Origin of the sequence: Methanocalculus taiwanensis (assembly GCF_024372745.1) — an archaeon.
Lineage (GTDB): Archaea > Halobacteriota > Methanomicrobia > Methanomicrobiales > Methanocorpusculaceae > Methanocalculus > Methanocalculus taiwanensis.
On the sequence record NZ_VOTZ01000018.1, the window covers coordinates 13746 to 36473 of the forward strand.

A 22728-nucleotide genomic window follows, 5' to 3' on the forward strand; every position below is an offset into this window, starting at 1 on the left:
CCCTATCCTTTTATTCACCTTCTGCCTAATACTGCGCATGCACGCAACTGACGAACAGAAAAAGGCGATAGAGCGTTTTTCCAGCCTTGATGATATCCCGGCTGAAGAGCGGAGATATAAATGCCACACCTGCCATCACATTGTGGATGAGGAGCCATGTCCGGTATGTGGAGAGACGAAACTCCAGCTGATGTGCCCGGTTGACCACTGCCATTGCCCACATGATATCGTTGAATCTCTTGAATACTGCCCGCTCTGTGGTGCTCCGATCTGCCCCGAATGCGGATCACACGATGTCTCGCAGATCTCCCGTATCACCGGCTACCTCTCCGATGTCACCGGCTGGAATGCTGCAAAACAGCAGGAACTTAAAGATCGAGCCCATTACGATATTGGATGAGATACTATCTCCGTGATGGCACCCTTGTTGTACGGGGGAATTTCGATGGCCTCAGTTCAGGGGTCGGTGGCGGTTATGCCCGGGTGACGACACTCCTGAACCATACGGTGCCATATGGGTATGATGCATCCGAGCCCAAGCGGACGCTTGGTCTGGTTGCTGCATCGCTTGGGCTTGGGGACTCTTTTTTCGGGCTGATGACGGCAGTGCCGATGCAGCATCTGGTGGTGCTCCGATATGATTTTCTGACCCTCTTCATCACCGCAGGAACAACACACCCGACACCTGATGGCCCAGGCACCATCAATATCATTATCACGAGTATCGAAGGCTTCTCGCAATCAGCCCTTGCCGGGGCATTCATCACCGCCACCGAGGCAAAAGTGCTCGCACTCCGGGACCGGGATCGATCCTATACCGGGACAACATCGGATGCAATAATTGTTGCATCGGAAGGTGGGATGGAACACCAGTATGCCGGTCCTGTCTCTGAAGCAGGCCGCCGGATTATGAGCTGTGTCCGGCACGGGGTTGCAGTTGCACTTGATCGTTATGAAGGGAGAGTACCATCAGATAAGCCGGCCTTCATCATTTACAGCCGGTTTAATGGTGGGGGCTGGGTAGAATGGACGCCCGTAAACTGCCCGTATTATCCCTGCCATTTCAAAGGTCAGCGATGTGATTTCTGTTACTGCCCACTGTACCCTTGCGGAGATGAATCACTTGGTGGCTGGGTGGAGAGTTCATCTGGGGGGAGGGTGTGGGCATGTACTGATTGTACATTAAATCATGATCCGGAGGTTGTCCGGCATCTGAAAAGAAATCCTGAGGCGACCCTGAGTGAACTGAAGGCCGTCTCAATGAAAAAATAACGTTATTCGACTGCTATTCCGAGGGCAGCGGCAAGCTCTTCCAGCGGGATGCCATGAACCATTGCAGCTTCGCGGACGGTTTCATTATGTGCGATGGCGCACCCGAGGCACCCCATGCCAAAGTTCTGGAGGATACCTGCTGATTCGGGTTTCTCCTTAATGAGTTCCATTATCGTTGAATCGAGGGTGATCGACATAGGGAAAATATTAACCTGTGAGCTATTTATCTTTATTCTCCCCAACACTTTCACCCTCCGGTCAGATCTATTATAACCCCTGCCTGCAGATGCATTGTTGGAGATCATTATGGATACCCACGAGATAACAGCAAGAATCTCCCAAAAACTGAAAGCACAGGAGATTGTAGCAGATTCAGAGCGTATTGAAGCAAAGATTAACCGCCTCGTTATGGAATTCGGGGTGCCGCCAGCTGAGGCTGAACGGACCATCCTTTTGGATATCCTGAAAGAGCATGGCAAACAGATGCCAAAGCCCGCAGCTTCCTCTTCTGCGGATATGGTTGCCATAGCCGATATCGCACCCGGTGAATGGGTGACGATCGAGGGTAAGGTTGTCTCGGTCACCGATCCGCCATCGCCGGCGGTTGCCCAGAAAGGAGTAATTGCTGATGATTCAGGCGCCATCAGTTTTGTAATCTTTGCAAAAGGTGCGCCTGCCCTCCTCAGACAGGGTGAATGGTACAGGCTGGAGTCTGCCGTCGTCGATGAGTTTCGCGGCCTTGCGAACCTCAAGATCCATTCGGGAACGGTCGTCACTCCGATCAACGAAGACCGTCCTCTGGCTCCTGTCGTGACCAGGATTGCAGATCTCACGCCTGGTATTGCCTCTATAAGAGCCAAGGTAACCCAGAACTGGGATGTCAGGCATGATCGCATGCAGCAGACCGGGCTTCTTGGAGATGAGAGCGGAACTGTGAAGTTCACTGTCTGGAAAGGGGGATCAGATCAAAAGCTTGCAACAGAGCAGGCTTATCTAATAGGGTTTGCCTCTGTTGAGGAGTATAATGGCCGCCTCTCAGTGATTATCGATCCTGCATCCTGTTCTTTCCTGGAAGACGATGATATCGAGGCCAGAACAGGAAGTGCCGGTTCGATGGAGGAGGCGCTCCCCCGTATGGAGGTGAAGGTTGTCTCTCTTGAAGCATCTGCCTCTGATGCTATTGCCGCCCAGGGTATCATAGCAACTGCTGATGGAGAATATCCATTTACTCTCTGGGCTAATGCCGATATTTTGCCTCCTGAACAGGGACTGTGCTATGCGATTGAGGGTGCGAAGATGGGTTCGTTCCGCGGCGCATCCAGGATCTCTATAGGGGAAGGTGCACTGATCACACCGATTGAGGATCGTTTCTTTCCGCCCCCTCCACTGACAACAGTCGCTGATCTCTCACCCGGGATAGCCTCTGTACGGGTTAAACTTGTCCAGGAGTGGGAAAGCCGGAGTGACCGGATGCTCCAGACCGGCCTTATCGGCGATGAGACCGGTGTTGTGAAATTTATCCTCTGGAACACTGGGGGTGCCTGCAAACTAGAGGAGAATACCGTCTATAACTTCTTCTATGTTATCGTTGACGAGTATAACGGGCGTTTATCAGTCAACCTGACGCACGCGACAGCTCTTCCTGAAGAGGAGGGCGATATTGAGGTTGCCCGTGACGGGACAACGATCACTGGCGCACTCGTTCATATAGCCTCCGGATCAGGAATTGTGAAACGATGTCCCGAAGAAGGATGCAACCGCGTCCTCTCCCGCCAGAACTTCTGTCCTATCCATGAATTCAAGCCTGATTTCAAGTATGACCTTCGAATCAGGGGATCACTGGATGACGGGCATATCGCACGGAATATTCTGATTCCGCGTGAAGTGGTTGAATCCCTCTTCCAGATGACTCTTGCCGAGGCACAGGAGATTGCCGAGAACCAGCCGCTTGGAGCAGATGAAGTGATCCGTCAGCTCACCGAGCGGGCGCTCGGGCGATACCTGAAGGTCACCGCACGCCAGTTTGAAGATCTCTTCATCGCCAACCATGCCGACTGGCTCACCCCTGACATGAGCAGGCATACTGCCCTTCTGAACCGTGCAGGAGGCGATTTTTAAATGACACAGCCACGTACACAGAGTTATATTCGTGAACCTGCAAAACGGGTCTTTGCATCAGAGCTCCGTGATGCCCGGTATTCTTTCCGGGAAGGCGATGACGAGAAGAGCCCGACCTATATCCTCCTTCCGACAGGTGAGCGGTCAAACCGGATCTTTATCGTCGGTTCGCTCACCCAGAAGGAGAAACGGGGTGAACAGCACAGCATGTACCTGGCACGGGTTGCAGATCCAACCGGCACTTTCTTTGTCAGTGCGGGATCATACCAGCCTGAGGCAATGCAGCAGATCGCAAAGCTCGAACCGCCTGCCTTTGTTGCAGTAGTCGGGAAGCCGAATGCATACGAAACGCCTGACGGCAATGTCCTCATCTCGGTCCGGGCCGAGACAGTGACGGCAGTTGACCGGGAGATCCGGGATCTCTGGGTGCTCGATTGTGCAGAGGCAACGCTTGACCGGATTGATGCGTTCGAGAACAGCCCTGATGCCGAAGCAGCACGCCGGGAATACAACCCGAACCTTGAATCCTATAAAAAGATTGTATATGATGCCTTAGCGGCGATCAGACAATAAATTCTCTTTTTTCCACTCGTTCCACGCCTCGATGATCTCGTCACCGGTAACAAACGGGAACCCATGTTCATCTCCATATGCCCGTGCTTTCTCTTTTTCAAGGGCGTATCCGGTTTCGTCATCGAGCATCTCGCAGACGGTGACTGCCGGAGTCACCCCGGCCATAATGGCGAGGGCGATCGAGAGCTCGGTCTGGCCCTGCCGCTGGTCAAGGAGGGTGTCTGCGGCACGGAGTAGCGCCGAGTGGCCAGGGGTGCGGAACTCCCTTCCAAATGGTGGAAGCCCGCCGCCGTTCATGGCAGCATGGACATGCTCGGCAACCTTTGTGATCGTCAGGGCACGGTCGTGGTCGGTGATGCCGGTGAAGGTCTCGCGGTGGTTCACCCAGAGCGAGAATGAAGAATGGTTCTTCCGGTCATAGGGAACATCTCCCTCCTTCTCGCCGAGCTCGCCGCACCGGGAGAAGACATCGGTTGCAAATGGAAGACCGAGTGTCTTTGCCGCGTCAGGATGGACTGCGGTGCAGATCAGGCCGCCCCCATCCTTTCTCATCCTGAGAATATCCTGCGGTGTTACGGCATCAGATCTGATCGTAAGATCGGTCTCGCGTTCCCGGTTGTCAAAGTCGTAGATGAGGATGAATCTCCCCTCCCTGAGTGCATTGATAGCGTTGTTAATCATATCCGATCTCCACCTCGATTATATCGTTATCTTCCAGCCCGAGTTCTTCCCTGAGCGGAACACCGGCAATAAGCTCGACGATATCCTCAGGGTAATGGGTTCTGCCCGGTACAATCAGGGCACAGGGGATCCCCTGGATCCGGCAGGAAAGGCAGCGTGCCTCTCCAAACGTCCTGTGTTCGTCTGAGAAGCCAGGTATTGTTGTCCATTCAAGTGAATCAAGTTTTTTTCGTACCGGAACACTCTGCTGTATCAGCCTGAGGTTCAGGGTGCCGGGGTATGGCTCGAATCCGCAGTTGATCCGGAACTGATTTTTGTAATGGTCAAGGGACATATAGTAGCGCCCCTCGCCGAGCCCTGAGATAACCGCTCCTTTCAGGATGAAATGCCCTCCGGTTCGTGAGAAGATCCGGCAGTATTCAGCATGTTCACGCCTGAGGATCTCCTCCCCGCCTTTTGTCACCTCAACCGACTGGCCAGAGGGATCAACGTTCCTCGTAATCAGGTGGGCTGAATCTAGTGATTTCAGGCGGCGGGATATCGTCTGGGGGCTAGTCCCGAGTGTGGTGCTGAGGCTCTGGGTTGATACCCTGACCGGTCCGCGGCACCCCCCGAGAAGAGCAATTGCTTTTAGTACAGGAAGATCCCCTGCATCAGGCATCTGCATGATCATCAAATTTGGGAGGCTCCCTATTTATGGCTATCGAAACCGGTGAGGATCAGTGGGCGTGCCGGCGTCCGCCTCATCGGGATCACCTCAGCCCCTTCAAGGTTTCCTGCAGCCCAGAGGTAACGCTCACGCACAGATGCCGGGAGATCTATCTCCGGGATCGGGATAAACCCAAACTCTGAGTAGAATTTTTTAAGGTGCTGTACCGCATACATTGTGAGCTCCTCGTTATAGCAGGCCTCAACAAGTGCTCCCACCACCTGCCTTGAGAATCCCCGTCCACGGTGTGTTTCGGGGGTATAGACCGCATCCACCTCAAACCCGTCGGGATGCCGTCTGCACCGGGCAAGGGAGATGATCAGCTCCCCGTCAAAAGCAGCAAATACCCGGTCGGTCTGGGGATCGCCTTTTGTTTCATGGTAATCGATCCAGACCGAATCCGCCTCTGAAAACTCTCCTGATCGGAGTTCCCGGATCTCTATCCTGCCGCGAATCTGTTGTGGAATGAATACCGGGATGCCCGTAGTGAGAATGGTCTTCTGCTCAGCTGCGGATAATCTTCTTGGTATCATGATGAGTGAAGGATTCCGTGTGGATCCGACCCCGGCAAGCATTGCAAGTGGCTCCCCTGCTATCTTCTCTGTCGAGATTGTTGCAAGAGGGGCATGGAGTAAAATCTCTGGATCATCTTCCCCCTCGGTGAGGAGGTGCACTTCTTGGGCACTCACCTGATCGAGGAATGCTGTGATCTGCTGTTTTGATTGCCGATCCTGAGGAACCCAGATGAGGAGATGGTCTGTGATCTGACGTGTATCCTCCCGCATCTCCTGTGGCACGAGGAGGAGATCTGCCACAATTGCCGGGTCTCTCTCCCCGATGACAAGGGTTGCTTTTGACTCAGCTGCAAGCATTCCCGGCTCTGCCTCTCCCATGGCCCTGACCCGGATACCGGGGAGATCAAGTGTTTGCCCGCCCGGTACAATCACCTCGCGGGCACCGGGAATTCTCGATACCAGTGATTGGACTTTCGGTTTATCAGGGTCGTCTATCAGCAGAATGCGTCGTGGATCCATGGTCTGTCTTCCTCCAATCAGGTGATCCTGTATCCTTCGGGTGGGATATGGATCACAAACCGTGCTCCTGCTCCCTCTTCACCCTCCTCATGGATCGTGATCCCGGTGATTGCAAGGATCTCCCGAGCCAGAAAGAGTCCATGGCCTGATCGTTCCGATCCCTCAGAGAAGAGCATTTCCTTTGCAGCATCCGGGATACCGGATCCGTTATCTTCAAAGATGAGTTGTAATCCGCCATCCTGGATCTGGTAGGTGACAATCAATGCAGTTGCTCCGGCTGCAGCGGCATTCTCTATCAGGTGCGTGAATGCGGCTGAAAGATGCGGATCAGCGAAGATCTCAACCCGTTCGCTCCAGGCATGGACTGTCATTCCGCCTGCATCAAGACGGCTTAATAGATCGAAAACCGTCTCCTGCACCGGCATCCATACCGGCGGCCGGGATCCAATCTCGCGGAAATCCCGTGATATTGCGATCTGCCGCCTGATCCCGTCTGCTGCTTTCTCTATCTCTTCGAGGAAGGTGAGCATTGCTGGATCATCAAATCTGATGCTTCCAATGGTGAGATGGCGGTACAGCTCTTCCAGCCGTTCTGAAAGGCCATGCCGTATGATCCCACTTAGTGCGGCAAGCTGCCGGTTTGAATTCTGGAGGGCGGATCTCGTCCTCACCTCTTCTGTGACATCACGTATTGATTCAACAGCCCCGACGATCTCTCTATTGGAATCATAGAGTGGCGTTGCAGCGATTTTCAGGTAGGCGCCTTTTCCCTCCTTCAATGCCGGGGCAATGACGAGAGCCTCCATCATATTCCCATCTCTCCTGAGATCCTGATATCCCGACTCAGCATCTGCATCCGGGTGCATTGTATAATCGATCAGGATAGGGCGCCTCTCACCATAGAATGGAACCGCATACGCATAGTCGCCTTTTCCGATCATCTTCATCTTCGGGATGCCTGTCATCTCCTCAATTGCACGGTTCCAGGCGATAACAATTCCATTTTTGTCGGCTGCAAAGGTGGCATCGGGAAGAAATTCGATCAGGTCATAGAGTTTCTGCTCAGACTGCCTCATGCGGATTGCAAGCAGCGATATGATTGCGCCGATAATGACATACACCATTCCCCTGGCGATAATGGATGCGGTTGTGAAGAGATCCTGTGGGATCAGCAGGTATGCCGAGATACAGTAGGAAAGAGCAATCAGAACCGCAACCAGCGGGCCACGCCGTGGATACCAGTAACCCGCGATAATGATCGGAAAATAGATCAGGTGTGGGAAAACGGTGGTAATACCCAGGAAAAGTCCTGTAATATTGGATGAAAGAGCCAGGATTGCTGCTGCACTGACTAAGATGATCCGGCGCCGCTCGATTGGATCGGAGAGGAGTGGATGATTGAGTGCTGCCATATAATACCCATTTACCGTGAACTCATCTGAAATACTCCATCAGGACAGTGGATCTCAAAGCGGCCGCCCTGTCGTGGATCTCCCGTTTCTTTCAGTTCGATGCCCGTGATTGCCAGTGCTTCCCGGGCGAGGAAGAGAAAATAGCCTTTTCCCGGGCTCTGTTCATGCGAGAAGAGCGTCTCTTTTAAAGGTGCCGGAATTCCGATTCCATCATCCTCTATTATGATGATTATGCTGCCTTTCCGTTCGTCACAGGTGATCGAGACTCTCTCAGCACGTCTTCTGATGGAATCGGTAATGATTGCCGTAATCGCCCCGGCTGCATAGTATCCTGCAAGCCTCATCGCCTCGTTCACCGGTTCGGTGATCCGCTCAAGGGTCTTATTAAAACCGGCAATGATCCTCCTGTAACTACCGTGGAATGCTTTTTCATCGCCCCGGATCTTCAGATCCCCTGCCCATGCTGCTTCGGTCATCCTGAGTGTCTCTTTATGGAGGTGGTCAAGCGATTCCATCATCATGCGGATCGCGGGCCGGATCTCGTCGCGGTCATCCTGGATCTCGATCTCCTCGACATACTCCCCGTTTGCGAGACGCTTGATGTTTCCAACGATATTTATCTGGAGGTTTTCAGCAAATTCATCCATCGTTTCTGCCATAATACCGATTTCGTCTTTTCTCCTGAGATTCAGCCTGGCAGAGAGATGGCCGCTCCTGAGCTCCTTGATCATCAGCACAACCTGCTGGAGCGGTTCTGAGATAGATCTTCCAAAGAGAATGGCGACAACTGCTCCGACAATGATTGAAGACAGAATGACGATGACAAGGGTATCCCTGATTGTATTGATGGGTCCTGTGAAATCTGAGAGATCCGCCCGGGAGACGATATACCAGTCGAGGGGTTCGAAATAGGTATAGACATCAACATAATCCATGTTGTCCGCCTGATGGTACAGCACCCCTTCCCCTCCGGATTTGATTGATTTGAAGAATTCCTGATCTGCCCAGTTCTCCCCTTCCTGCGTCGGATGGACCACAACGTTGCCGTTTCCGTCCATGACATACATATATCCGTTCTGGCCTATCACCGTCTGGCGGATACTGTTCTTGACGACATCGAGGGTCTGCTTCTCTTCGGTTCCGACAAAGAGGATGCCGATAACGTTCCCAAATCTGTCTTTGATCGGCTCATATGCAGTGACATACTGTATCCCGAACAGGTCGCGTGATCCATAAAAAGTCCTGTCTCCGACAACCGAGTATTCATAGACATCCATGGTGAGCCATGTCCCGACTGCCCGTCCCCCCTCCTCATTTTTAACATTGGTGGCTATCCGGACGGCATGGTCGTCATAGACCTGGAAGACCGTTGCCGCACCGCCGACAAGCGCCTGCACGCGGTCAACGATCTCGAAGTTGTCATTGACAACGTATTTACTGCCGTCTTCGCCGACGAGCGTCATCTGCCCGTTAATGATCTCGGGTGTACCGTGCTGGTAGAACTGCTGGCGCAGGACATTTAAATCACTATCCACCTTGCTTCTTGTCAGGGTATAGACATCATTTGTCCACCCTTTCATGTCTGTTCCCTGTGTCTGCAGGAGTGTCTCGATCTGCTGGGTGATGACGCCCGTTGAACTGGTGTATGAAACCACGCCGACAAGCGATGTCGGAATGATCGCAAGGAGAAGGCAGATCACCAGGATCTTTGTTCCAACTTTCATATCTGAGAAGAACCGTATCATGCTATACCTCCCGGATCACTGTTCCGGGTATGTGTTAATCTGAATGTTTGCTGTATTATCCTGTTCGTTGACAACCATCGACTCGTCAGTAAGGAGGGCTTTTCCGTCAATGACGATCAGATCGCCTGTTATACCGATTAGGTGGCTTTTGGGGATTTTTGTCTCGGTTGTTGGTGGTGAGAAAGGTTTTTTCAGGTGTGATGTCCCCCTGATCCGATCGACAAGCAGGCCGAATATCATCCTGCCGTCTGAGAGGATGATCACCCGGTTGAAGTCAGTCAATCCAGTTTCAGGCATCCGGAAGAACTTCCTGAGATCAACAAGGGAGATGATCCTTCCCCTGACAACCGATATCCCGGTGATGAATGGGGGGATTCCGGGAACCGGGGTAATGTCTCCGGTCAGTATCACCTCCCGGACATACTGCATCTCGATAGCATACTCGACATACCCCAGAGAGAACCTGAGTATCTCCGGATAGGTGATCTGTTCATCCGCCTCATCAGGTGGAGCAATTGCCTGTGCGCGGTGCTCGAGGATCGTCTGTGTCTCTCTGTCTGCCGGGACCTGGATTGAACATGAGAGCGGCACAAGAGAGAGTTCATCGATGATGATTGTTTCATCCTCTGCAATTGTCGTGCCTGTACTTTCACCCGGAACCGTAGGTTTTACTGCCTTTATTCCTTCGATTGCATCGGCACAGAGGGCGATTGCCCCCTCTTTCATGGAGGTGATGATCAGGCAGTCTGATGCCTTGATCATCCGCGGAGTTCCGGGATTGAGATCAAGTGCGAACACAGGGATCTGCCTCCCATGAAAATTGATCACTCCTCCGGCCTCTTCATCAATGGTGACCATCTTTATGGTGGATCTGATGATGCTAAGCGGGAGGGCATACTTGTTCCCCTGTTCACAGAAGCGGATATGGTCTGTCATGGCAGATAAAAAGGTATCTTGTCTGAGGAAGAGATAACTGTTGTGGGATATGTTTCAAGGGTGATAACATCCCCGGGGAGATTTTCTGTTTGTAACCGGATAATTTTCCCGGATATCCGGACTTCGTGAAATGTCGAACTTTTGTTCGTTAGATATATCTATAACAAAACCATAGCAATACAGGTGAAATCCGGACATCGCCAGCAGCTTGCAGAAAAGATTGCGGGGGAGATCACGCTCTCGGATATGCCCGGCAAGGCACTGAAGAAATGGCGGACATGCTTCAAAATTTCGCCGGGAATCCTTGCCGAGCATCTAGGCTTCTCTCCTTCGGTGATCAGCGATTATGAGAGCGGAAGGCGCAAAAGCCCTGGCACCGCAGTCGTCGGAAAGATTGTTGACAGCCTCTTTGCAATCGATGAGTCAAATGGCGGATCATGTGTTGAGAAGTACTCAAAGATGCTCTTCTCCAATCTCGATGAGGATGTCATCTATGATCTCCATGACTTCTCCGATGCGGTCCCGATGGTTGAAATCGCTGATCTGATCAACGGCCGTATCATCTGCGGGGATGCCGATCACAGTGTTGTCGGCTATACAGTTGTCAACAGCGTAAACGCGATCCTGACCCTCTCTCCAAATGAGTTCAACAGGATCTACGGATGGAGCACGGAGCGGGCCTTAATCTTCACGGATGTGTCAAGTGGAAAATCACCGATGGTTGCGATCCGCGTCACACCGTTCAAGCCCCCCTGTGTGATTCTCCAGGGAATAAGCCATGACATGGTGCATCCCCTTGTAAAAAAGCTGGCTGAGCGTGACCGGATCTGTGTCTTCTCGACAGAAGATTCGGTAAAGGAAATCATAACAAAACTGAGGAAACAGAAATGGTAGGCATAATCACCTACGGGGCATATATTCCCCGGTTTCGGGTAAAAGTCGAGGAGATTGCCCGCGTATGGGGTGCAAATCCAGCCGAGATCTCAGGAGGCCTCGGGGTCTTTGAGAAGTCGGTTCCGGATCTCGATGAGAACACGGCAACAATCTCGGTTGAGGCGGCTCGTTCTGCACTTGCACGCAGGAAAATTAATCCTGATGATATCGGGGCGGTCTATGTCGGATCCGAATCTCACCCTTATGCGGTAAAACCAACAGCGGTGACCGTTGGTGAAGCCATCGGAGCAACGCCTGTCATGACGGCGGCTGACTACGAGTTCGCCTGCAAAGCTGGAACTGCGGCAATACAAACCTGCATGGGTCTTGTCGGATCTGGTATGATACGGTACGGCCTTGCAATAGGAGCGGATATTGCACAGGGCGCACCCGGAGATGCACTGGAATATACCGCAGCTGCCGGTGGAGCTGCATTCCTTATTGGTAACGACGATCCGATCGCAGAGATCAATGCCACCCATTCGTATACGAGCGATACCCCTGATTTCTGGCGACGCGAAGGGCAGGACTATCCCCGGCATGGTGGCCGCTTCTCAGGCGATCCCGGGTACTTCAAGCATGTACTCGGTGCAAGCCGCCTCCTCTTTGAGAAGGAAGGCACATGTCCTGCAGAATATGATTATGCCATCTTCCACCAGCCGAATGCGAAGTTCCCAACCCGTGCAGCCCAGATCCTCGGGTTTAAAAAGGAGCAGTACCTGCCGGGGCTTGTTGTCCCGACTGTTGGAAACACATACTCCGGCGCATCTCCGGTCGGACTGGCGGCAACACTGGATATTGCGCAACCCGGAGATCGGATCTTTGTCTGTAGCTACGGCTCGGGCTCGGGATCAGATGCCTTTGATATCACAGTGACAGATGCAATGAATACGGCAATAGATCGTTCGAAGGCCCCTAGTGTTGTGGAGCTTCAGAAGAATATCAGGTATCTCGATTATGCATTGTATGCCAGACACAAAGGGAAGATAGTGATGCAAGAATGAGAGATGTGGCAGTAATCGGAATCGGCTGCACGAAGTTTGGCGAGCGCTGGGATACCTCGTTCCGCGAACTCTTTGTTGAGGCAGGGACCCTCGCAATCGAGGATGCCGGGATTGATGGCGAATCAATCGATGCACTGTATGTCGGCAATATGAGTGCAGGCAGATTTGTTGAACAGGAGCATATCGGGGCATTAATCGCAGATTATGCCGGACTTACCCGTGCAGGCCATACTCCGGCGACACGGGTCGAGGCCGCATGTGCTTCAGGAGGGCTCGCCTTCCGGCAGGCTGTTCTTGCGGTTGCATCAGGGATGGAAGACATAGTCGTTGCTGCGGGTGTTGAGAAGATGACCGATGCAGGAGACTCGACCGATGTCCTTGCAGCAGCCGCTGATCGCGAATGGGAAGGGTTTGCAGGGGCAACGTTCCCAGGGCTGTATGCGATGATTGCAACCGATTATATGCACCGCTATCCCCTCACGCGGGAACAGCTTGCGAGTGTTGCGGTCAAGAACCATTACCATGGGTCGATGAATCCGATCTCGCAGTTCCAGAATGAGATTACCATCGATACCGTCCTCAGATCAACACTCGTTGCTGATCCGCTCAGGCTCTTTGACTGCTCCCCGGTCTCTGACGGAAGTGCGGCGGTTGTTGTTGCACCGCTTGAAATGGCGCGCGAATTTACTGATGCCCCGGTTGCCGTGATCGGCACCGCACAGGCGAGCGACACAATTGCCCTCCATGACAGGCGGGATATCTCGACCCTTGATGCATCGGTTGCCGCCGGGAAACGGGTCTTTGAACGGGCACGTGTTGATCGGAAGGATATCGATCTCATTGAAGTCCACGACTGCTTCACGATAGCGGAGATCTGTGCTGTTGAAGATCTCGGCTTTGTGAAGAAAGGCGAGGCAGGTATGCTCTATGAAGAGGGGCAGACGTATATCGGCGGTGATCTGCCGGTGAATACCTCAGGCGGTCTGAAAGCGTGTGGACATCCGGTTGGTGCGACAGGGCTGAAACAGGTCTGGGAGGTTGTCACCCAGCTTCGTGGAGAGGCCGGGAAGCGGCAGGTTGACGGAGCTGAGATCGGGATGACCCAGAATGTCGGCGGTTCCGGCGCTACAGTCGTCTGCCATCTCCTGAGGAGGGTGTAAAGAATGACAGTAGCACGTTTCTGGAGGAAGATCCCCCAGAGATATAACCTGATTGGAACGAGATGCGAGACCTGCGGAACGGTCTTCTTCCCGCCCCGCTCTCTCTGCCCGGATTGCCGGAGGGACGGCAGAATCGTTGATCATCACTGTTCCGGCCGGGGGAAAGTTATTACCTATACGGTGATCAGAACGGCAAGCGACCAGTTTTCGAACCAGACACCGTATGTTCTTGCAATCATCGAGCTGGAAGACGGGTGCCGTCTCACCTCGCAGGTGATCTGTGCTCCCTCTGAGATATCCTTTGGGATGCCGGTAAAATCGGTCTTTCGGGTGATTGCTGAAGACGGGCCTTCGGGTATTATTCATTACGGGACAAAATTCGTCCCGGCTTAATCCTTTTTTATATCATAGACCGCATGCCATTTCCCTGCTGAATACGACCTGAGGTACCGCTCGGTTATGGTACTCTCCAGAATGATCGATCTGATCTGATCAATATATTCTCCCTCCTGCTCCTGAAGTGCATAGAGGTGGATGGTGGCCCCAGGTTTTGTTATCTGATCGGCGATTGGGAGAAAATCTATTGCAATCAGGGGGAGGTTCATCAGGACGCGATCAAATGTATCCGGGAAGAGCTCTCCAAGATGGCTGGCGTCTCCGAGCATCGGGAGGACATTTCCGGTATTGTTTGCCAAAAGATTCTCCCGCAGGAGGTGGATTGCGGCAGGATTCTTGTCGCAGGCAAGGATCCATGATGCCCTGTCCGAAAGGGCGATCGGAAACGGCCCCACGCCGCAGAACATATCGCAGATAACTTCGCCCTCAGCTATGTATGAATGAATCCGCTGTCTTTCGGTGGCGAGGCGGGATGAGAAATATGCGAGGGAGAGATCAATTATGAGCCGGTGGCCATATTCCGAGATGGTCGTACGGGTGGTGGGAATACCTGCCAGGGTGGTGAATGACTTTGTCCGGAATTCTCCCTTGACTGCACCTTCAGAACAGAGTACCGTATGGGTGGATGGACGTCCTTTCAGGATCTCTTCTGCTCCTGATACATCATTCTCCTGCATAATTGCGATCCCACCGACCTGTTCGTGCCTGGGCAGGGTAGGAGGTACCTGAATCTCCTCAAAGAGGGCGCGCTCTGTTCCGGGCGGCGAACCCGTAACCGGGATTAAAAGATCTGATCCCTCAGCTCTTGGATGAAGCGTGCGATCCAGTGCATCGCCTGCGATCAGCTCCTGCCGTCTTCTCTCACCTTCAACTTTTTGTACCCTGACGGCCCATCCCTCGATCATCAGTACAGGATGGTGCGGGTACTTCTTATTGGTGTCTGGTTAATCACTCTGTATGGGAAAGGGTGTGCCGGAGATACTCCGGGATGTAGCTCATGGCGTGCGGATGACGGAACAGGATGCGGCTGTCCTCCTTTCTGCAACCGGCAGGGATCTGCTCAGGATCGCACAAGCCGCTGATGAAGCACGGGAGATTGCTGTTGGGGATGCTGTAACGTTTGTCAGGAACCAGAATATCAATGTGACGAATATCTGTATAAATTCCTGCGGTTTTTGTGGTTTTTCGAGAAAGCCGGGAGATCCGGATGCATATGAGCATTCGCTTGAGATTGTCCGGTTGAAGGCCGAAGAAGCGCAAAAGAAGCATCATATCACCGAGATCTGTTCAGTCTCCGGTCTTCACCCCGCCTATGATGCCGACCAGTATGCCGGGATAATTACAGCAATCCGGGACGGTGCTCCGGGCGTCCATATTCATGCAGGAAACCCGATGGAGGTGGCATATGCGGCCCGCCAGAGCGGTATTCCGACCGAATATGTCTTAAAAGAGCTGAAAGAATCAGGCCTTTCTTCTCTCTGCGGAACTGCCGCTGAGATCCTGGTTGATTCTGTCCGTGACAGGATCTGTCCTGGCAAGATACCAACTGCCGAATGGGTGCGTATCATCTCCGAAGCCCATAGGATGGGTATTCCGACGACGGCAACTATCATGTACGGGCATATTGAATCAGATGCCGATCGCGCCCGCCATCTCGCTATTATAAGGGATATACAGGATGAAACGTCTGGTTTCACCGAGTTTGTACCGCTGTCATTCATCCACCAGCAGACCCCGATCTACAAGAAGGGGCTTGCGCGTGCCGGTGCCACCGGCAGGGAAGATATCCTGATGCATGCGGTATCACGGTTATTTCTTGATAATATCAAAAATATCCAGGTTTCATGGGTGAAGCTTGGGCAGAAGATGGCGCAGCTTCTGCTCCTTGCCGGTGCGAACGATCTCGGAGGGACGGTGTATGAGGAGTCGATCTCAAAGAGTGCCGGGGCTGTCCAGACAGATTTCCTCGATCCGTCCGTGATGCGGCGGATGGCAGAAGATCTCGGCCGTCCTTTGAGGGAGCGGACAACGCTGTATCAGCTGATCTGATAAGCTATATAGGAACCGGCGTTCTTTAACTTTTTATTATGGGATATGCAACCTGTGTATACTGTGGCAGGTATCTTTCAGCTGCCGGAACCGATCCAAAGGGTTCTTCCACAGCGGGTGCTGAAAGGGGAAAAAAACTTCCGGTATGTCTGGATTGCAGGCGGAGTAAACGAGATCGTCCCCTCACCCTGTGGCTTCGGATGCTGAAGAAGAAGGATCGGATGCGGTGGGAGAGGATAGTGAAGTACCATTCCCGAAAGATGGGGGGGCAGATCACATTGGAAGTGAAGCGGGTTGAGCGGGAACGGTGATCTCTTCCTTTATGTCTCCTCTTCAAAAGCTACATTGCCCTGGATGAGAAAGACTGATCATGGATCAGTATCGATCGGATCTGAGGGAAGGACGCCTGAAGCTGTACGCTCTTGAGAAGGTGCTTCCACCAGACGACGCAGTAACACTCCGAAGGGAGTATATTGAGGAGGAGACGGGATCTGATCTCTCTCCTCTGTCATCATATTCGATCCCGATTGACCGAATTGTTGCAAGGAACTGTGAAAATATGATCGGCTGTGTGCAGGTGCCGGTCGGGGTGGCGGGACCGGTTCCGGTGAAGGGGGAGTATGCTGATACGATTGTGTGGCTCCCGCTTGCAACAACCGAGGGGGCGCTGGTTGCCTCGGTGAACCGGGGCTGTTCTGCGATTGCAAAAGCAGGGGGGGCAGAAGTCCGGATCCTCCGTGACGGGATGACCCGTGCTCCGGTCTTTGCTGCTGGATCTGTTGCTCATGCCCATGAGGTGGCGGCGTTTGCCGAAGATCACCTGATGGAGATCCAGGAGATTGCAGAATCGACAACCTCACATGGCGAGCTGATCGGGCTTGTCCCCTATATCGTCGGAACCAGCGTCTTCCTGAGGTTTGAGTTTGATACCAAAGATGCGATGGGGATGAATATGGTGACGATCGCATCGCAGAAGGCAGCAGACTACATCGCAGAGGAGACCGGTGCCCGGCTGGTTGCACTCTCCGGGAATATGTGTGCTGACAAAAAACCTGCTGCGATCAATCTCGTTGAAGGGCGGGGTAAGACCGTGACAGCCGGGGTCTTCCTTCCCGATGCCCTCTGCAAAGAGGTGTTCAAGTGCGATTCTGCATCACTTGCCGAGGTGAATATGCGGAAGAATCTGGTCGGCTCAGCCCGTGCGGGGGCACTTGGGTTCAATGCCCATGCAGCAAATATCATCGCCGCTCTCTATATCGCCTGCGGCCAGGATCCGGCTCATGTGGTGGAGGGCTCGTCCTGCATTACAACAGCTGACCTGATGGAGGGCGGTGTCTATGTGGCGGTGACGCTTCCCGCAGTGCAGGTAGGAACCGTCGGCGGCGGCACCGGCATTGCAACCCAGGCCGCCTGCCTCTCTCTTCTCAGGGTCGCAGGCAGCGGGGATCCGCCCGGTGCCAATGCAAAGGCTTTTGCCGAGATTGTGGCGGCTGGTGTGCTTGCAGGTGAGCTTTCGCTTCTCGGGGCACTGGCGGCACAGCATCTCGCACGGGCGCATAAGGAGCTTGGGAGAGGGTGAATAAAGTTATACATCTCTATTCTCCCCAATATCCCTGAATCTCCCAGGAATGGTGATCACACCTATCAATGTGATACACATTGATAGAAACTGATAGATCCCTCCCCTCTTCCCCTCTCCAAACCTTTATCGTAACCAAATCGCATTGAAAGAGCTATGAAGAACGGAGGCAATGCGTCTTCGGTACAGGCACTTGAATCTGCCCTCCTCAGTTCAGATTCCAAAGGAGCCAGGGAGATACTGGTGGGATCATGCAACCCTGCTGATCCATATGCCTGCATCTCCACCCTGATTGAGCCTGCACTCAGGTCAATTGGAGAGCAATGGGCTCTGGGGGATGCCGCCCTCTCCCAGATCTACGTGAGCGGCAGGATCTGCGAGGAATATATCCGCAGCCTGCCGCTTCCCATGTCAGGGATACGGGAAGATCAGCCAAGGATCGCGATTGCCGTTCTGGAGGATTTTCATACCCTCGGCAAGGAGACCGTCCTTGCTGCCCTCCATGCCTCTGGTTATTGCGTGGAGGACTATGGTGCCGGGATTACTGTTCCCGAGCTCCTCGAACTGGTAAAGCGGGATGGAATAGAGGTGCTCTTTGTTTCCACCCTGATGCTCCGTGCAGCACTTGAGGTGCGGCACCTGATGGATGGAATCCATGAGGATGGAATACCCGTCCGGGTGATCGTCGGCGGTGCTCCCTTCCTCTTTGATGATCTGCTCTGGAAAGAGGTCGGGGCGGATGCCTTTGCCCATGATGCGGCAGAAGCTGTCGGTCTTCTGGAAGGAGGGGTTAAATGAGCGGAGATGAGATGACCCCGCTTGAGCGGACACTCACTGCTCTCTCCCATAAAGAGCCGGATCGGGTACCGCTCTTTTTAAACCTCACGATGCACGGGGCCCGTGAGCTTGGGTTATCAATCCGTGATTATTATCAGAAGGTGGAACATGTGGTCAAAGGCCAGGAGCTTCTTATGAAGAAGTATGGCAACGACTGCCTGACCGGCTTCTGTTACGGGGCAGCAGAAGTTGAGGCGTTTGGGGGGAGTGTCCGGTTCTTTGAGAACGGTCCGCCAAATGCCGGAGCCCCGCCCATCCGGGATCTCAGGATGATTAGCTCTCTTGATGTGCCTGATCCGGCAGACTGCCCTCCGCTTCAACGCATGCTCGTGGCAACCCGGATCCTGGCAGAACGGTATGGCGATTCTGTTCCGGTTGCCGGTGTTGCGATCTCCCCGTTTTCGCTTCCTGTCATGCAGCTTGGCTTCTCACGGTATCTTGATCTCCTCCTCAGGGATGATCCCCTCTTCCGGGACCTGATGGAGGTGAATTGCAATTTCTGTACCACATGGGCGAACCTCCAGATTGAAGCCGGTGCAACCGCGGTCGTCTACTTTGATCCGGTCACCTCTCCGACGATTATTCCTCCTGATATTGCGAGAAAGACAGGATGTCGGATCGCCCGCGAGGTCATTCGGACGATCAAGGGTGGGGTTGCTTATCACCTTGCTTCAGGCCGCTGCCTTGCGATTGCTGAAGATCTGATAGATTCCGGAGCAGTTGCCCTTGGTGTTTCGGCACTCGAAGATCTCAGTCTTTTAAAGGATACATTTGCCGGGAAGATGGCACTTATCGGAAATCTGGATGGCGTATCGATGAGGCGATGGTCCGGGAAGGAGGCAGAAGCCCGGGTCCGGGAGGCTGTGTCAAAGGCTGGTCCCGGTGGAGGCTTCATTCTCTCTGATAATCACGGGGAAATTCCCTGGCAGGTTGGGGATTCTGTCATCATGACAATTGCTGACGCCGCCAGAACATATGGGAGATACCCGATCGCATGAAGGAGAAGGACGGCCTTGTTGGCATCCTTGCCTGCAGGAACCTTGATGATGAGGTTCGGTCTGCCCTTCGGGGCTCAGCGTATGAGAATATCAGGGCGATCTTCTTTGATCCTCATTGCAGCCTGCCGCTCCCTGAGTGGAACAAAGCGTTTGGAGAGGCATATGCGAATCTCTCAGCAGAAGTCGATCAGGTCTGTGTCCTGAGCTGCGGCTGCTCTTTTCCTGTGCCTGAGATCGGTTTCTCTGCCCATCTCAGATCTCCGGAAATGTTCCTTTCGAAACATGAACTCCGTTCACTCTCCGGGCCGGGTGTTTATATGATCTCCTCGGGGTTTGCAGGGAGGTATCGCTCATCATTCCCCTGCCAGATATCCTCTCCGGGTGAAGAAAAACATCTCCCCGATACAGGGATTTCACGGATCGTTCATCTCAGGACCCGTGATAATGGTACCGCCGATACCGGTGCCAGGGAGCTGGCGGATCGGCTCTCTGTGTCCCTCGCCATTGTGCCTGTTGATCTGGATCTCTTCTCAGCCAGGCTCCGGGAGACACTCGCCTCGCTTGAGTTGGTTGCCCTCAGGGAAAGGAAAATGGGGCAATTGAAAGGACTTGAGGAGCAGGTTGCGGATTACACGATGGCATTTGATCTTCTGAAGGATATTGCAGCCGCAGCCACTGAAAAAGAGGTGATCAGACGGATCGATCACCTCTTCAGACTCCTCTTCTCACCCTCTGTCATCAAACATTCTGATACTCTTTACGAAGAAGGGGCATCGGGTCTTCTTTTGCCGGTTGCATATGGAGGTGAGGTGCTCCTTTGGTTCCAGATTGATCACTTCGCACATCCCGAGTTTCTCGATGGATACAGGAATACTGCTGACGTCCTCCTTCCGGTTCTTGGCCTTGCGATTAAAAATGCCCGGACATACCAGCGGCTCCTTGATGCAAACGCAGAGAAGGATCAGGAGATTTCCGCAAGAAAAGAGGTTCAGGAAGCCCTTTCCCTGGCAAATAAGAAGCTCAACATTCTCACAGCGATCACACGACATGATATACTCAATGATATTATGGTTGCTTCCGCATACATTGATCTCGCCTCGGATTTTCCTATGTCTGACGAGGTGAAGACCTATTTCAGGCAGCTCGATGATCGGGTGTGTGCAATCCAGCATAAGATTGAGTTTACCCGTGACTATCAGGATATGGGTGTACAATTACCTTCGTGGCAGGATATTGGGTTATATATTGATTCCATAGCCCCGGATATCCTGAAGGTGTCGTCTCTTCGTCTTGAGAATGAACTGTCTGGTCTGGAAATTTTTGCGGATCCGATGCTCGACAAGGTGGTACATAACCTCTGCCAGAATGCCGTTTTCCATGCAGCTTCTGCAAGTAATCTCCGGTTTCGGGCTCTGGAGGATTCCGGTGATCTCGTGATTTGTGTTTCCGATGACGGACCAGGGGTTCCGGATAACAAGAAGGAATCAATATTCAGGCCGGCATTTGGAAGAGGTCATGGTTTTGGCCTCTACCTGGTATCAGAAATTCTCTCGATCACCGGAATCACCATTGCTGAAACAGGGATAGCCGGTACAGGGGCTGAGTTTCGTATAAGAGTGCCTTCCGGCCGCTGGAGGAGGGGAAGGATGCCTCCTGCTGACTTTTAAATCATCCGGTTATCATCCGGAGGATGCGGCGAAGAATGTACGGGGTGACAAGTGTCATAATAAGTGGTGCGATCCCCCCTTGTTTTGTCTCTGCTCTCTGCTCTCTTCCCTTCATGATTTTATTCGCCATAAAGGCGCCGATTCCCATTCCTCCCAGGAATGTGAAGAAGAGGGCAGGAATCGGGTGCCTTCTGACGCAAGATAGGTGATCCCGGGAGGCGCCCTTCTGTTTCTTTATTATCCTGGTTTTGTCTTTCATACCGGCTTACCTGAGTTTTGCTGCGATCAGGCCGACCAGAAACCCTGCCCCCGCAGCGATGGTGATCGAGGCGATCGGGTGATCGGCAACGAAACTCTCGACAGTCTCGACCTTCTCCTGCATCACCTCGGCTTCTTTCTCTGCGAGGGTTTTTATCGTCTCTTCAGCATCATGAATCACCGCTTTGACAGTCTCCTGTACTTCTGCGGTATCCGGCACCTTCTCAGGGAGGAGGCTCTGCAGGGTTTCTTCCATATCCTTCACAAGAGCTTCCAGTTCCTCGCCCTCAATTTTGCTCCGGGCATTCTTCAGCTTTTTTGCCGCCTCTTCCATGGCTGCTGCAGCTTCTTTCTTCAGTTCTTCAAACTCTTTCTGGGCTTTCTCTTCCATTTCTGTTGCCGTTTCAGCAACCTTCTCTTCTGCTTCCTTTTTCGTGGTCATGATAGCCTCTCCTCAAACGGCATGGAATTCATGCCTTTCAACAGGTGTCTGTAGAAACTCGAAGTATAAATATGTCTGCATGGAAGAGATCTGGCATCTGGTTATATCAGAACGACCCGTTCCCGTTCTTCTTCCCGGTCAGATACCCAATGGCGCATCGGATCACTTCGGGATTTTTTGGCAGGCTGCTGTGGCAGAACTGGTGTGGACAGTTTAAAAAGAGCGAGGAATCCAGTGGAATGATCTCCGGTTGGATACCTGGCATGATCGAGTCCGAATGTGGGATCACCCCGTCTCCATCCCATGTTGTATCCCACGATCCATCTTCGTTAAAGATCCATGTCCTGCCGCCGAGTATCGGAAAAAATGTTTCTGTCCGGGTTATGTTCCGGCTGAGTATACACCGGTACCGGATATCGTCCCTCAGTCCGGCAGATCTCAATGTCGCCATGGTGATACTGCCGGGGCGGACTTCCTGTACAAGGCTGTCATCTTCAGGTTCGTAGCCGTGAGGAACAAATATGCCTTCAAGCAATCGGATCATCTCCTCCCCGTAGGCCGGATCACAGAAAAGTTCAGCCATTGATGAGCCATTATTCGGTGGTCCGATTCCGATGAACTGCCTCACCTGCTCAGCTTTTTCCTTTCCATCCTGGACCTCGAGGAGGAAGCGGGTGATATGGGTCCCCATGGAATGAGTGATGATATCTATCTTTCCACGGTATCGGTTCTTCCTCCGCATATCCTCGATGAAATCATGGAGATCCTCTGCTACTGATACCGGATGAGGATCGGGATTTTCCGCATAGCTGAAGTTCCATACAGGTATTCCTGCAGCTTCGAGTCCGGCAATCATCCTCTTCCAGATTCCGGGATGGCTGTTCCATCCATGGATCAGGAGAACCGGGTGGGGGGTATCGTGCAT

General features: G+C 53.0%; 25 protein-coding genes. 14 read left to right on the top strand and 11 right to left on the bottom strand.

The window, feature by feature from the left end:
- Window positions 1-37: 37 nt before the first annotated feature.
- Together nrdD and FTO68_RS08615 are read left to right on the top strand one after the other, a co-directional pair.
- A complete protein-coding gene (gene nrdD / locus FTO68_RS08610; protein ID WP_255332988.1) occupies window positions 38-400 on the top strand; it encodes an anaerobic ribonucleoside-triphosphate reductase in 363 nt (120 codons plus the stop codon).
- Complete coding sequence (locus FTO68_RS08615) at window positions 397-1272, top strand: adenosylcobinamide amidohydrolase (RefSeq protein WP_255332989.1); 876 nt, start codon at window positions 397-399, stop codon at window positions 1270-1272. Before nrdD ends, FTO68_RS08615 begins: the two co-directional genes overlap by 4 nt.
- 2 nt (window positions 1273-1274) lie before the next feature.
- On the opposite strand, the gene FTO68_RS08620 is transcribed toward FTO68_RS08615, so the two are convergent.
- Window positions 1275-1469 (bottom strand): DUF1858 domain-containing protein, encoded by a 195-nt coding sequence (locus FTO68_RS08620; protein WP_255332990.1) that lies wholly within the window; start codon window positions 1467-1469, stop codon window positions 1275-1277.
- Window positions 1470-1578: 109 nt separating this feature from the next.
- On the opposite strand from FTO68_RS08620, the gene FTO68_RS08625 reads away from it, so the two are divergent.
- Together FTO68_RS08625 and FTO68_RS08630 are read left to right on the top strand one after the other, a co-directional pair.
- A complete protein-coding gene (locus tag FTO68_RS08625; protein WP_255332991.1) occupies window positions 1579-3390 on the top strand; it encodes a hypothetical protein in 1812 nt (603 codons plus the stop codon).
- Window positions 3391-3963, top strand: a complete 573-nt coding sequence (locus tag FTO68_RS08630) for an RPA family protein (RefSeq protein ID WP_255332992.1) — start codon at window positions 3391-3393, stop codon at window positions 3961-3963.
- Here FTO68_RS08630 and ribB read toward each other — a convergent pair.
- Genes ribB through FTO68_RS08660 form a run of 6 tightly spaced genes read right to left on the bottom strand, consistent with a single transcriptional unit; the run spans window position 3943 to window position 10480 of the window.
- Window positions 3943-4644, bottom strand: a complete 702-nt coding sequence (gene ribB / locus FTO68_RS08635) for a 3,4-dihydroxy-2-butanone-4-phosphate synthase (RefSeq protein WP_255332993.1) — start codon at window positions 4642-4644, stop codon at window positions 3943-3945. The genes FTO68_RS08630 and ribB overlap by 21 nt on opposite strands.
- Window positions 4637-5311 (bottom strand): DUF120 domain-containing protein, encoded by a 675-nt coding sequence (locus tag FTO68_RS08640; protein WP_368659890.1) that lies wholly within the window; start codon window positions 5309-5311, stop codon window positions 4637-4639. The genes ribB and FTO68_RS08640 overlap by 8 nt, the downstream gene beginning before the upstream one ends.
- Window positions 5312-5334: 23 nt before the next feature.
- A complete protein-coding gene (locus FTO68_RS08645) occupies window positions 5335-6387 on the bottom strand; it encodes a GNAT family N-acetyltransferase (RefSeq protein WP_255332994.1) in 1053 nt (350 codons plus the stop codon).
- Between the two features lie 17 nt (window positions 6388-6404).
- Complete coding sequence (locus tag FTO68_RS08650; RefSeq protein ID WP_255332995.1) at window positions 6405-7799, bottom strand: PAS domain S-box protein; 1395 nt, start codon at window positions 7797-7799, stop codon at window positions 6405-6407.
- 11 nt (window positions 7800-7810) lie between these two features.
- On the bottom strand, window positions 7811-9544 hold the full coding sequence (locus FTO68_RS08655; protein WP_255332996.1) for a Cache 3/Cache 2 fusion domain-containing protein: 1734 nt from the start codon (window positions 9542-9544) through the stop codon (window positions 7811-7813).
- 15 nt (window positions 9545-9559) lie between these two features.
- Window positions 9560-10480, bottom strand: a complete 921-nt coding sequence (locus FTO68_RS08660) for a chemotaxis protein CheW (RefSeq protein ID WP_255332997.1) — start codon at window positions 10478-10480, stop codon at window positions 9560-9562.
- A 183-nt stretch (window positions 10481-10663) separates the two neighbouring features.
- On the opposite strand from FTO68_RS08660, the gene FTO68_RS08665 reads away from it, so the two are divergent.
- Genes FTO68_RS08665 through FTO68_RS08680 form a run of 4 tightly spaced genes read left to right on the top strand, consistent with a single transcriptional unit; the run spans window position 10664 to window position 13970 of the window.
- Entirely contained in the window at window positions 10664-11374 is a 711-nt protein-coding gene (locus FTO68_RS08665) for a transcriptional regulator (protein WP_255332998.1), read from the top strand.
- On the top strand, window positions 11368-12417 hold the full coding sequence (locus FTO68_RS08670) for a hydroxymethylglutaryl-CoA synthase (RefSeq protein WP_255332999.1): 1050 nt from the start codon (window positions 11368-11370) through the stop codon (window positions 12415-12417). Before FTO68_RS08665 ends, FTO68_RS08670 begins: the two co-directional genes overlap by 7 nt.
- Window positions 12414-13577 (top strand): acetyl-CoA acetyltransferase, encoded by a 1164-nt coding sequence (locus FTO68_RS08675; RefSeq protein ID WP_255333000.1) that lies wholly within the window; start codon window positions 12414-12416, stop codon window positions 13575-13577. The genes FTO68_RS08670 and FTO68_RS08675 overlap by 4 nt, the downstream gene beginning before the upstream one ends.
- Window positions 13578-13580: 3 nt before the next feature.
- Window positions 13581-13970 carry a Zn-ribbon domain-containing OB-fold protein gene (locus FTO68_RS08680; RefSeq protein WP_255333001.1) on the top strand — a complete coding sequence of 130 codons (390 nt, stop codon included), beginning with the start codon at window positions 13581-13583 and terminating at the stop codon, window positions 13968-13970.
- Here FTO68_RS08680 and FTO68_RS08685 read toward each other — a convergent pair.
- Window positions 13967-14878 carry a class I SAM-dependent methyltransferase gene (locus FTO68_RS08685; RefSeq protein ID WP_255333002.1) on the bottom strand — a complete coding sequence of 304 codons (912 nt, stop codon included), beginning with the start codon at window positions 14876-14878 and terminating at the stop codon, window positions 13967-13969. The genes FTO68_RS08680 and FTO68_RS08685 overlap by 4 nt on opposite strands.
- 52 nt (window positions 14879-14930) lie before the next feature.
- Between FTO68_RS08685 and cofH the strand changes: the two genes are divergently transcribed.
- From cofH to FTO68_RS08715, 6 genes are all read left to right on the top strand, one after another.
- On the top strand, window positions 14931-16022 hold the full coding sequence (gene cofH / locus FTO68_RS08690) for a 5-amino-6-(D-ribitylamino)uracil--L-tyrosine 4-hydroxyphenyl transferase CofH (RefSeq protein ID WP_255333003.1): 1092 nt from the start codon (window positions 14931-14933) through the stop codon (window positions 16020-16022).
- A 38-nt stretch (window positions 16023-16060) separates the two neighbouring features.
- Window positions 16061-16333, top strand: a complete 273-nt coding sequence (locus FTO68_RS08695; protein WP_255333004.1) for a hypothetical protein — start codon at window positions 16061-16063, stop codon at window positions 16331-16333.
- A 59-nt stretch (window positions 16334-16392) separates the two neighbouring features.
- Window positions 16393-17601, top strand: coding sequence for a hydroxymethylglutaryl-CoA reductase (NADPH) (gene hmgA / locus FTO68_RS08700; protein WP_255333005.1), 1209 nt, complete (start codon window positions 16393-16395; stop codon window positions 17599-17601).
- Window positions 17602-17757: 156 nt separating this feature from the next.
- Window positions 17758-18399 (top strand): cobalamin B12-binding domain-containing protein, encoded by a 642-nt coding sequence (locus tag FTO68_RS08705; RefSeq protein ID WP_255333006.1) that lies wholly within the window; start codon window positions 17758-17760, stop codon window positions 18397-18399.
- Window positions 18396-19436 carry a uroporphyrinogen decarboxylase family protein gene (locus FTO68_RS08710; RefSeq protein ID WP_255333007.1) on the top strand — a complete coding sequence of 347 codons (1041 nt, stop codon included), beginning with the start codon at window positions 18396-18398 and terminating at the stop codon, window positions 19434-19436. Before FTO68_RS08705 ends, FTO68_RS08710 begins: the two co-directional genes overlap by 4 nt.
- Window positions 19433-21103 carry a sensor histidine kinase gene (locus FTO68_RS08715; protein ID WP_255333008.1) on the top strand — a complete coding sequence of 557 codons (1671 nt, stop codon included), beginning with the start codon at window positions 19433-19435 and terminating at the stop codon, window positions 21101-21103. The genes FTO68_RS08710 and FTO68_RS08715 overlap by 4 nt, the downstream gene beginning before the upstream one ends.
- Window position 21104: 1 nt before the next feature.
- Here FTO68_RS08715 and FTO68_RS08720 read toward each other — a convergent pair whose 3' ends face one another.
- The 3 genes from FTO68_RS08720 to FTO68_RS08730 form a co-directional block, all read right to left on the bottom strand.
- Window positions 21105-21362: a hypothetical protein gene (locus FTO68_RS08720; protein ID WP_255333009.1), complete on the bottom strand. Its 258-nt coding sequence runs from the start codon at window positions 21360-21362 to the stop codon at window positions 21105-21107.
- 6 nt (window positions 21363-21368) lie between these two features.
- Window positions 21369-21803: an ElaB/YgaM/YqjD family protein gene (locus FTO68_RS08725; protein ID WP_255333010.1), complete on the bottom strand. Its 435-nt coding sequence runs from the start codon at window positions 21801-21803 to the stop codon at window positions 21369-21371.
- 106 nt (window positions 21804-21909) lie between these two features.
- Window positions 21910-22728, bottom strand: coding sequence for an esterase/lipase family protein (locus FTO68_RS08730; protein ID WP_255333011.1), 819 nt, complete (start codon window positions 22726-22728; stop codon window positions 21910-21912).

Coding starts and splice junctions, on each gene's coding strand:
- hmgA (WP_255333005.1), top strand. CDS start 16,393: ATGGATCAGTATCGATCGGATCTGAGGGAAGGACGCCTGAAGCTGTAC.
- FTO68_RS08695 (WP_255333004.1), top strand. CDS start 16,061: ATGGGATATGCAACCTGTGTATACTGTGGCAGGTATCTTTCAGCTGCC.
- FTO68_RS08730 (WP_255333011.1), bottom strand. CDS start 22,728: ATGCACGATACCCCCCACCCGGTTCTCCTGATCCATGGATGGAACAGC.
- FTO68_RS08685 (WP_255333002.1), bottom strand. CDS start 14,878: ATGATCGAGGGATGGGCCGTCAGGGTACAAAAAGTTGAAGGTGAGAGA.
- FTO68_RS08630 (WP_255332992.1), top strand. CDS start 3,391: ATGACACAGCCACGTACACAGAGTTATATTCGTGAACCTGCAAAACGG.
- FTO68_RS08710 (WP_255333007.1), top strand. CDS start 18,396: ATGAGCGGAGATGAGATGACCCCGCTTGAGCGGACACTCACTGCTCTC.
- FTO68_RS08620 (WP_255332990.1), bottom strand. CDS start 1,469: ATGTCGATCACCCTCGATTCAACGATAATGGAACTCATTAAGGAGAAA.
- cofH (WP_255333003.1), top strand. CDS start 14,931: ATGGGAAAGGGTGTGCCGGAGATACTCCGGGATGTAGCTCATGGCGTG.
- FTO68_RS08615 (WP_255332989.1), top strand. CDS start 397: ATGAGATACTATCTCCGTGATGGCACCCTTGTTGTACGGGGGAATTTC.
- FTO68_RS08655 (WP_255332996.1), bottom strand. CDS start 9,544: ATGATACGGTTCTTCTCAGATATGAAAGTTGGAACAAAGATCCTGGTG.
- FTO68_RS08645 (WP_255332994.1), bottom strand. CDS start 6,387: ATGGATCCACGACGCATTCTGCTGATAGACGACCCTGATAAACCGAAA.
- FTO68_RS08675 (WP_255333000.1), top strand. CDS start 12,414: ATGAGAGATGTGGCAGTAATCGGAATCGGCTGCACGAAGTTTGGCGAG.
- FTO68_RS08625 (WP_255332991.1), top strand. CDS start 1,579: ATGGATACCCACGAGATAACAGCAAGAATCTCCCAAAAACTGAAAGCA.
- FTO68_RS08650 (WP_255332995.1), bottom strand. CDS start 7,799: ATGGCAGCACTCAATCATCCACTCCTCTCCGATCCAATCGAGCGGCGC.
- FTO68_RS08705 (WP_255333006.1), top strand. CDS start 17,758: ATGAAGAACGGAGGCAATGCGTCTTCGGTACAGGCACTTGAATCTGCC.
- FTO68_RS08670 (WP_255332999.1), top strand. CDS start 11,368: ATGGTAGGCATAATCACCTACGGGGCATATATTCCCCGGTTTCGGGTA.
- nrdD (WP_255332988.1), top strand. CDS start 38: ATGCACGCAACTGACGAACAGAAAAAGGCGATAGAGCGTTTTTCCAGC.
- FTO68_RS08680 (WP_255333001.1), top strand. CDS start 13,581: ATGACAGTAGCACGTTTCTGGAGGAAGATCCCCCAGAGATATAACCTG.
- FTO68_RS08715 (WP_255333008.1), top strand. CDS start 19,433: ATGAAGGAGAAGGACGGCCTTGTTGGCATCCTTGCCTGCAGGAACCTT.
- FTO68_RS08640 (WP_368659890.1), bottom strand. CDS start 5,311: ATGCAGATGCCTGATGCAGGGGATCTTCCTGTACTAAAAGCAATTGCT.
- ribB (WP_255332993.1), bottom strand. CDS start 4,644: ATGATTAACAACGCTATCAATGCACTCAGGGAGGGGAGATTCATCCTC.
- FTO68_RS08660 (WP_255332997.1), bottom strand. CDS start 10,480: ATGACAGACCATATCCGCTTCTGTGAACAGGGGAACAAGTATGCCCTC.
- FTO68_RS08720 (WP_255333009.1), bottom strand. CDS start 21,362: ATGAAAGACAAAACCAGGATAATAAAGAAACAGAAGGGCGCCTCCCGG.
- FTO68_RS08725 (WP_255333010.1), bottom strand. CDS start 21,803: ATGACCACGAAAAAGGAAGCAGAAGAGAAGGTTGCTGAAACGGCAACA.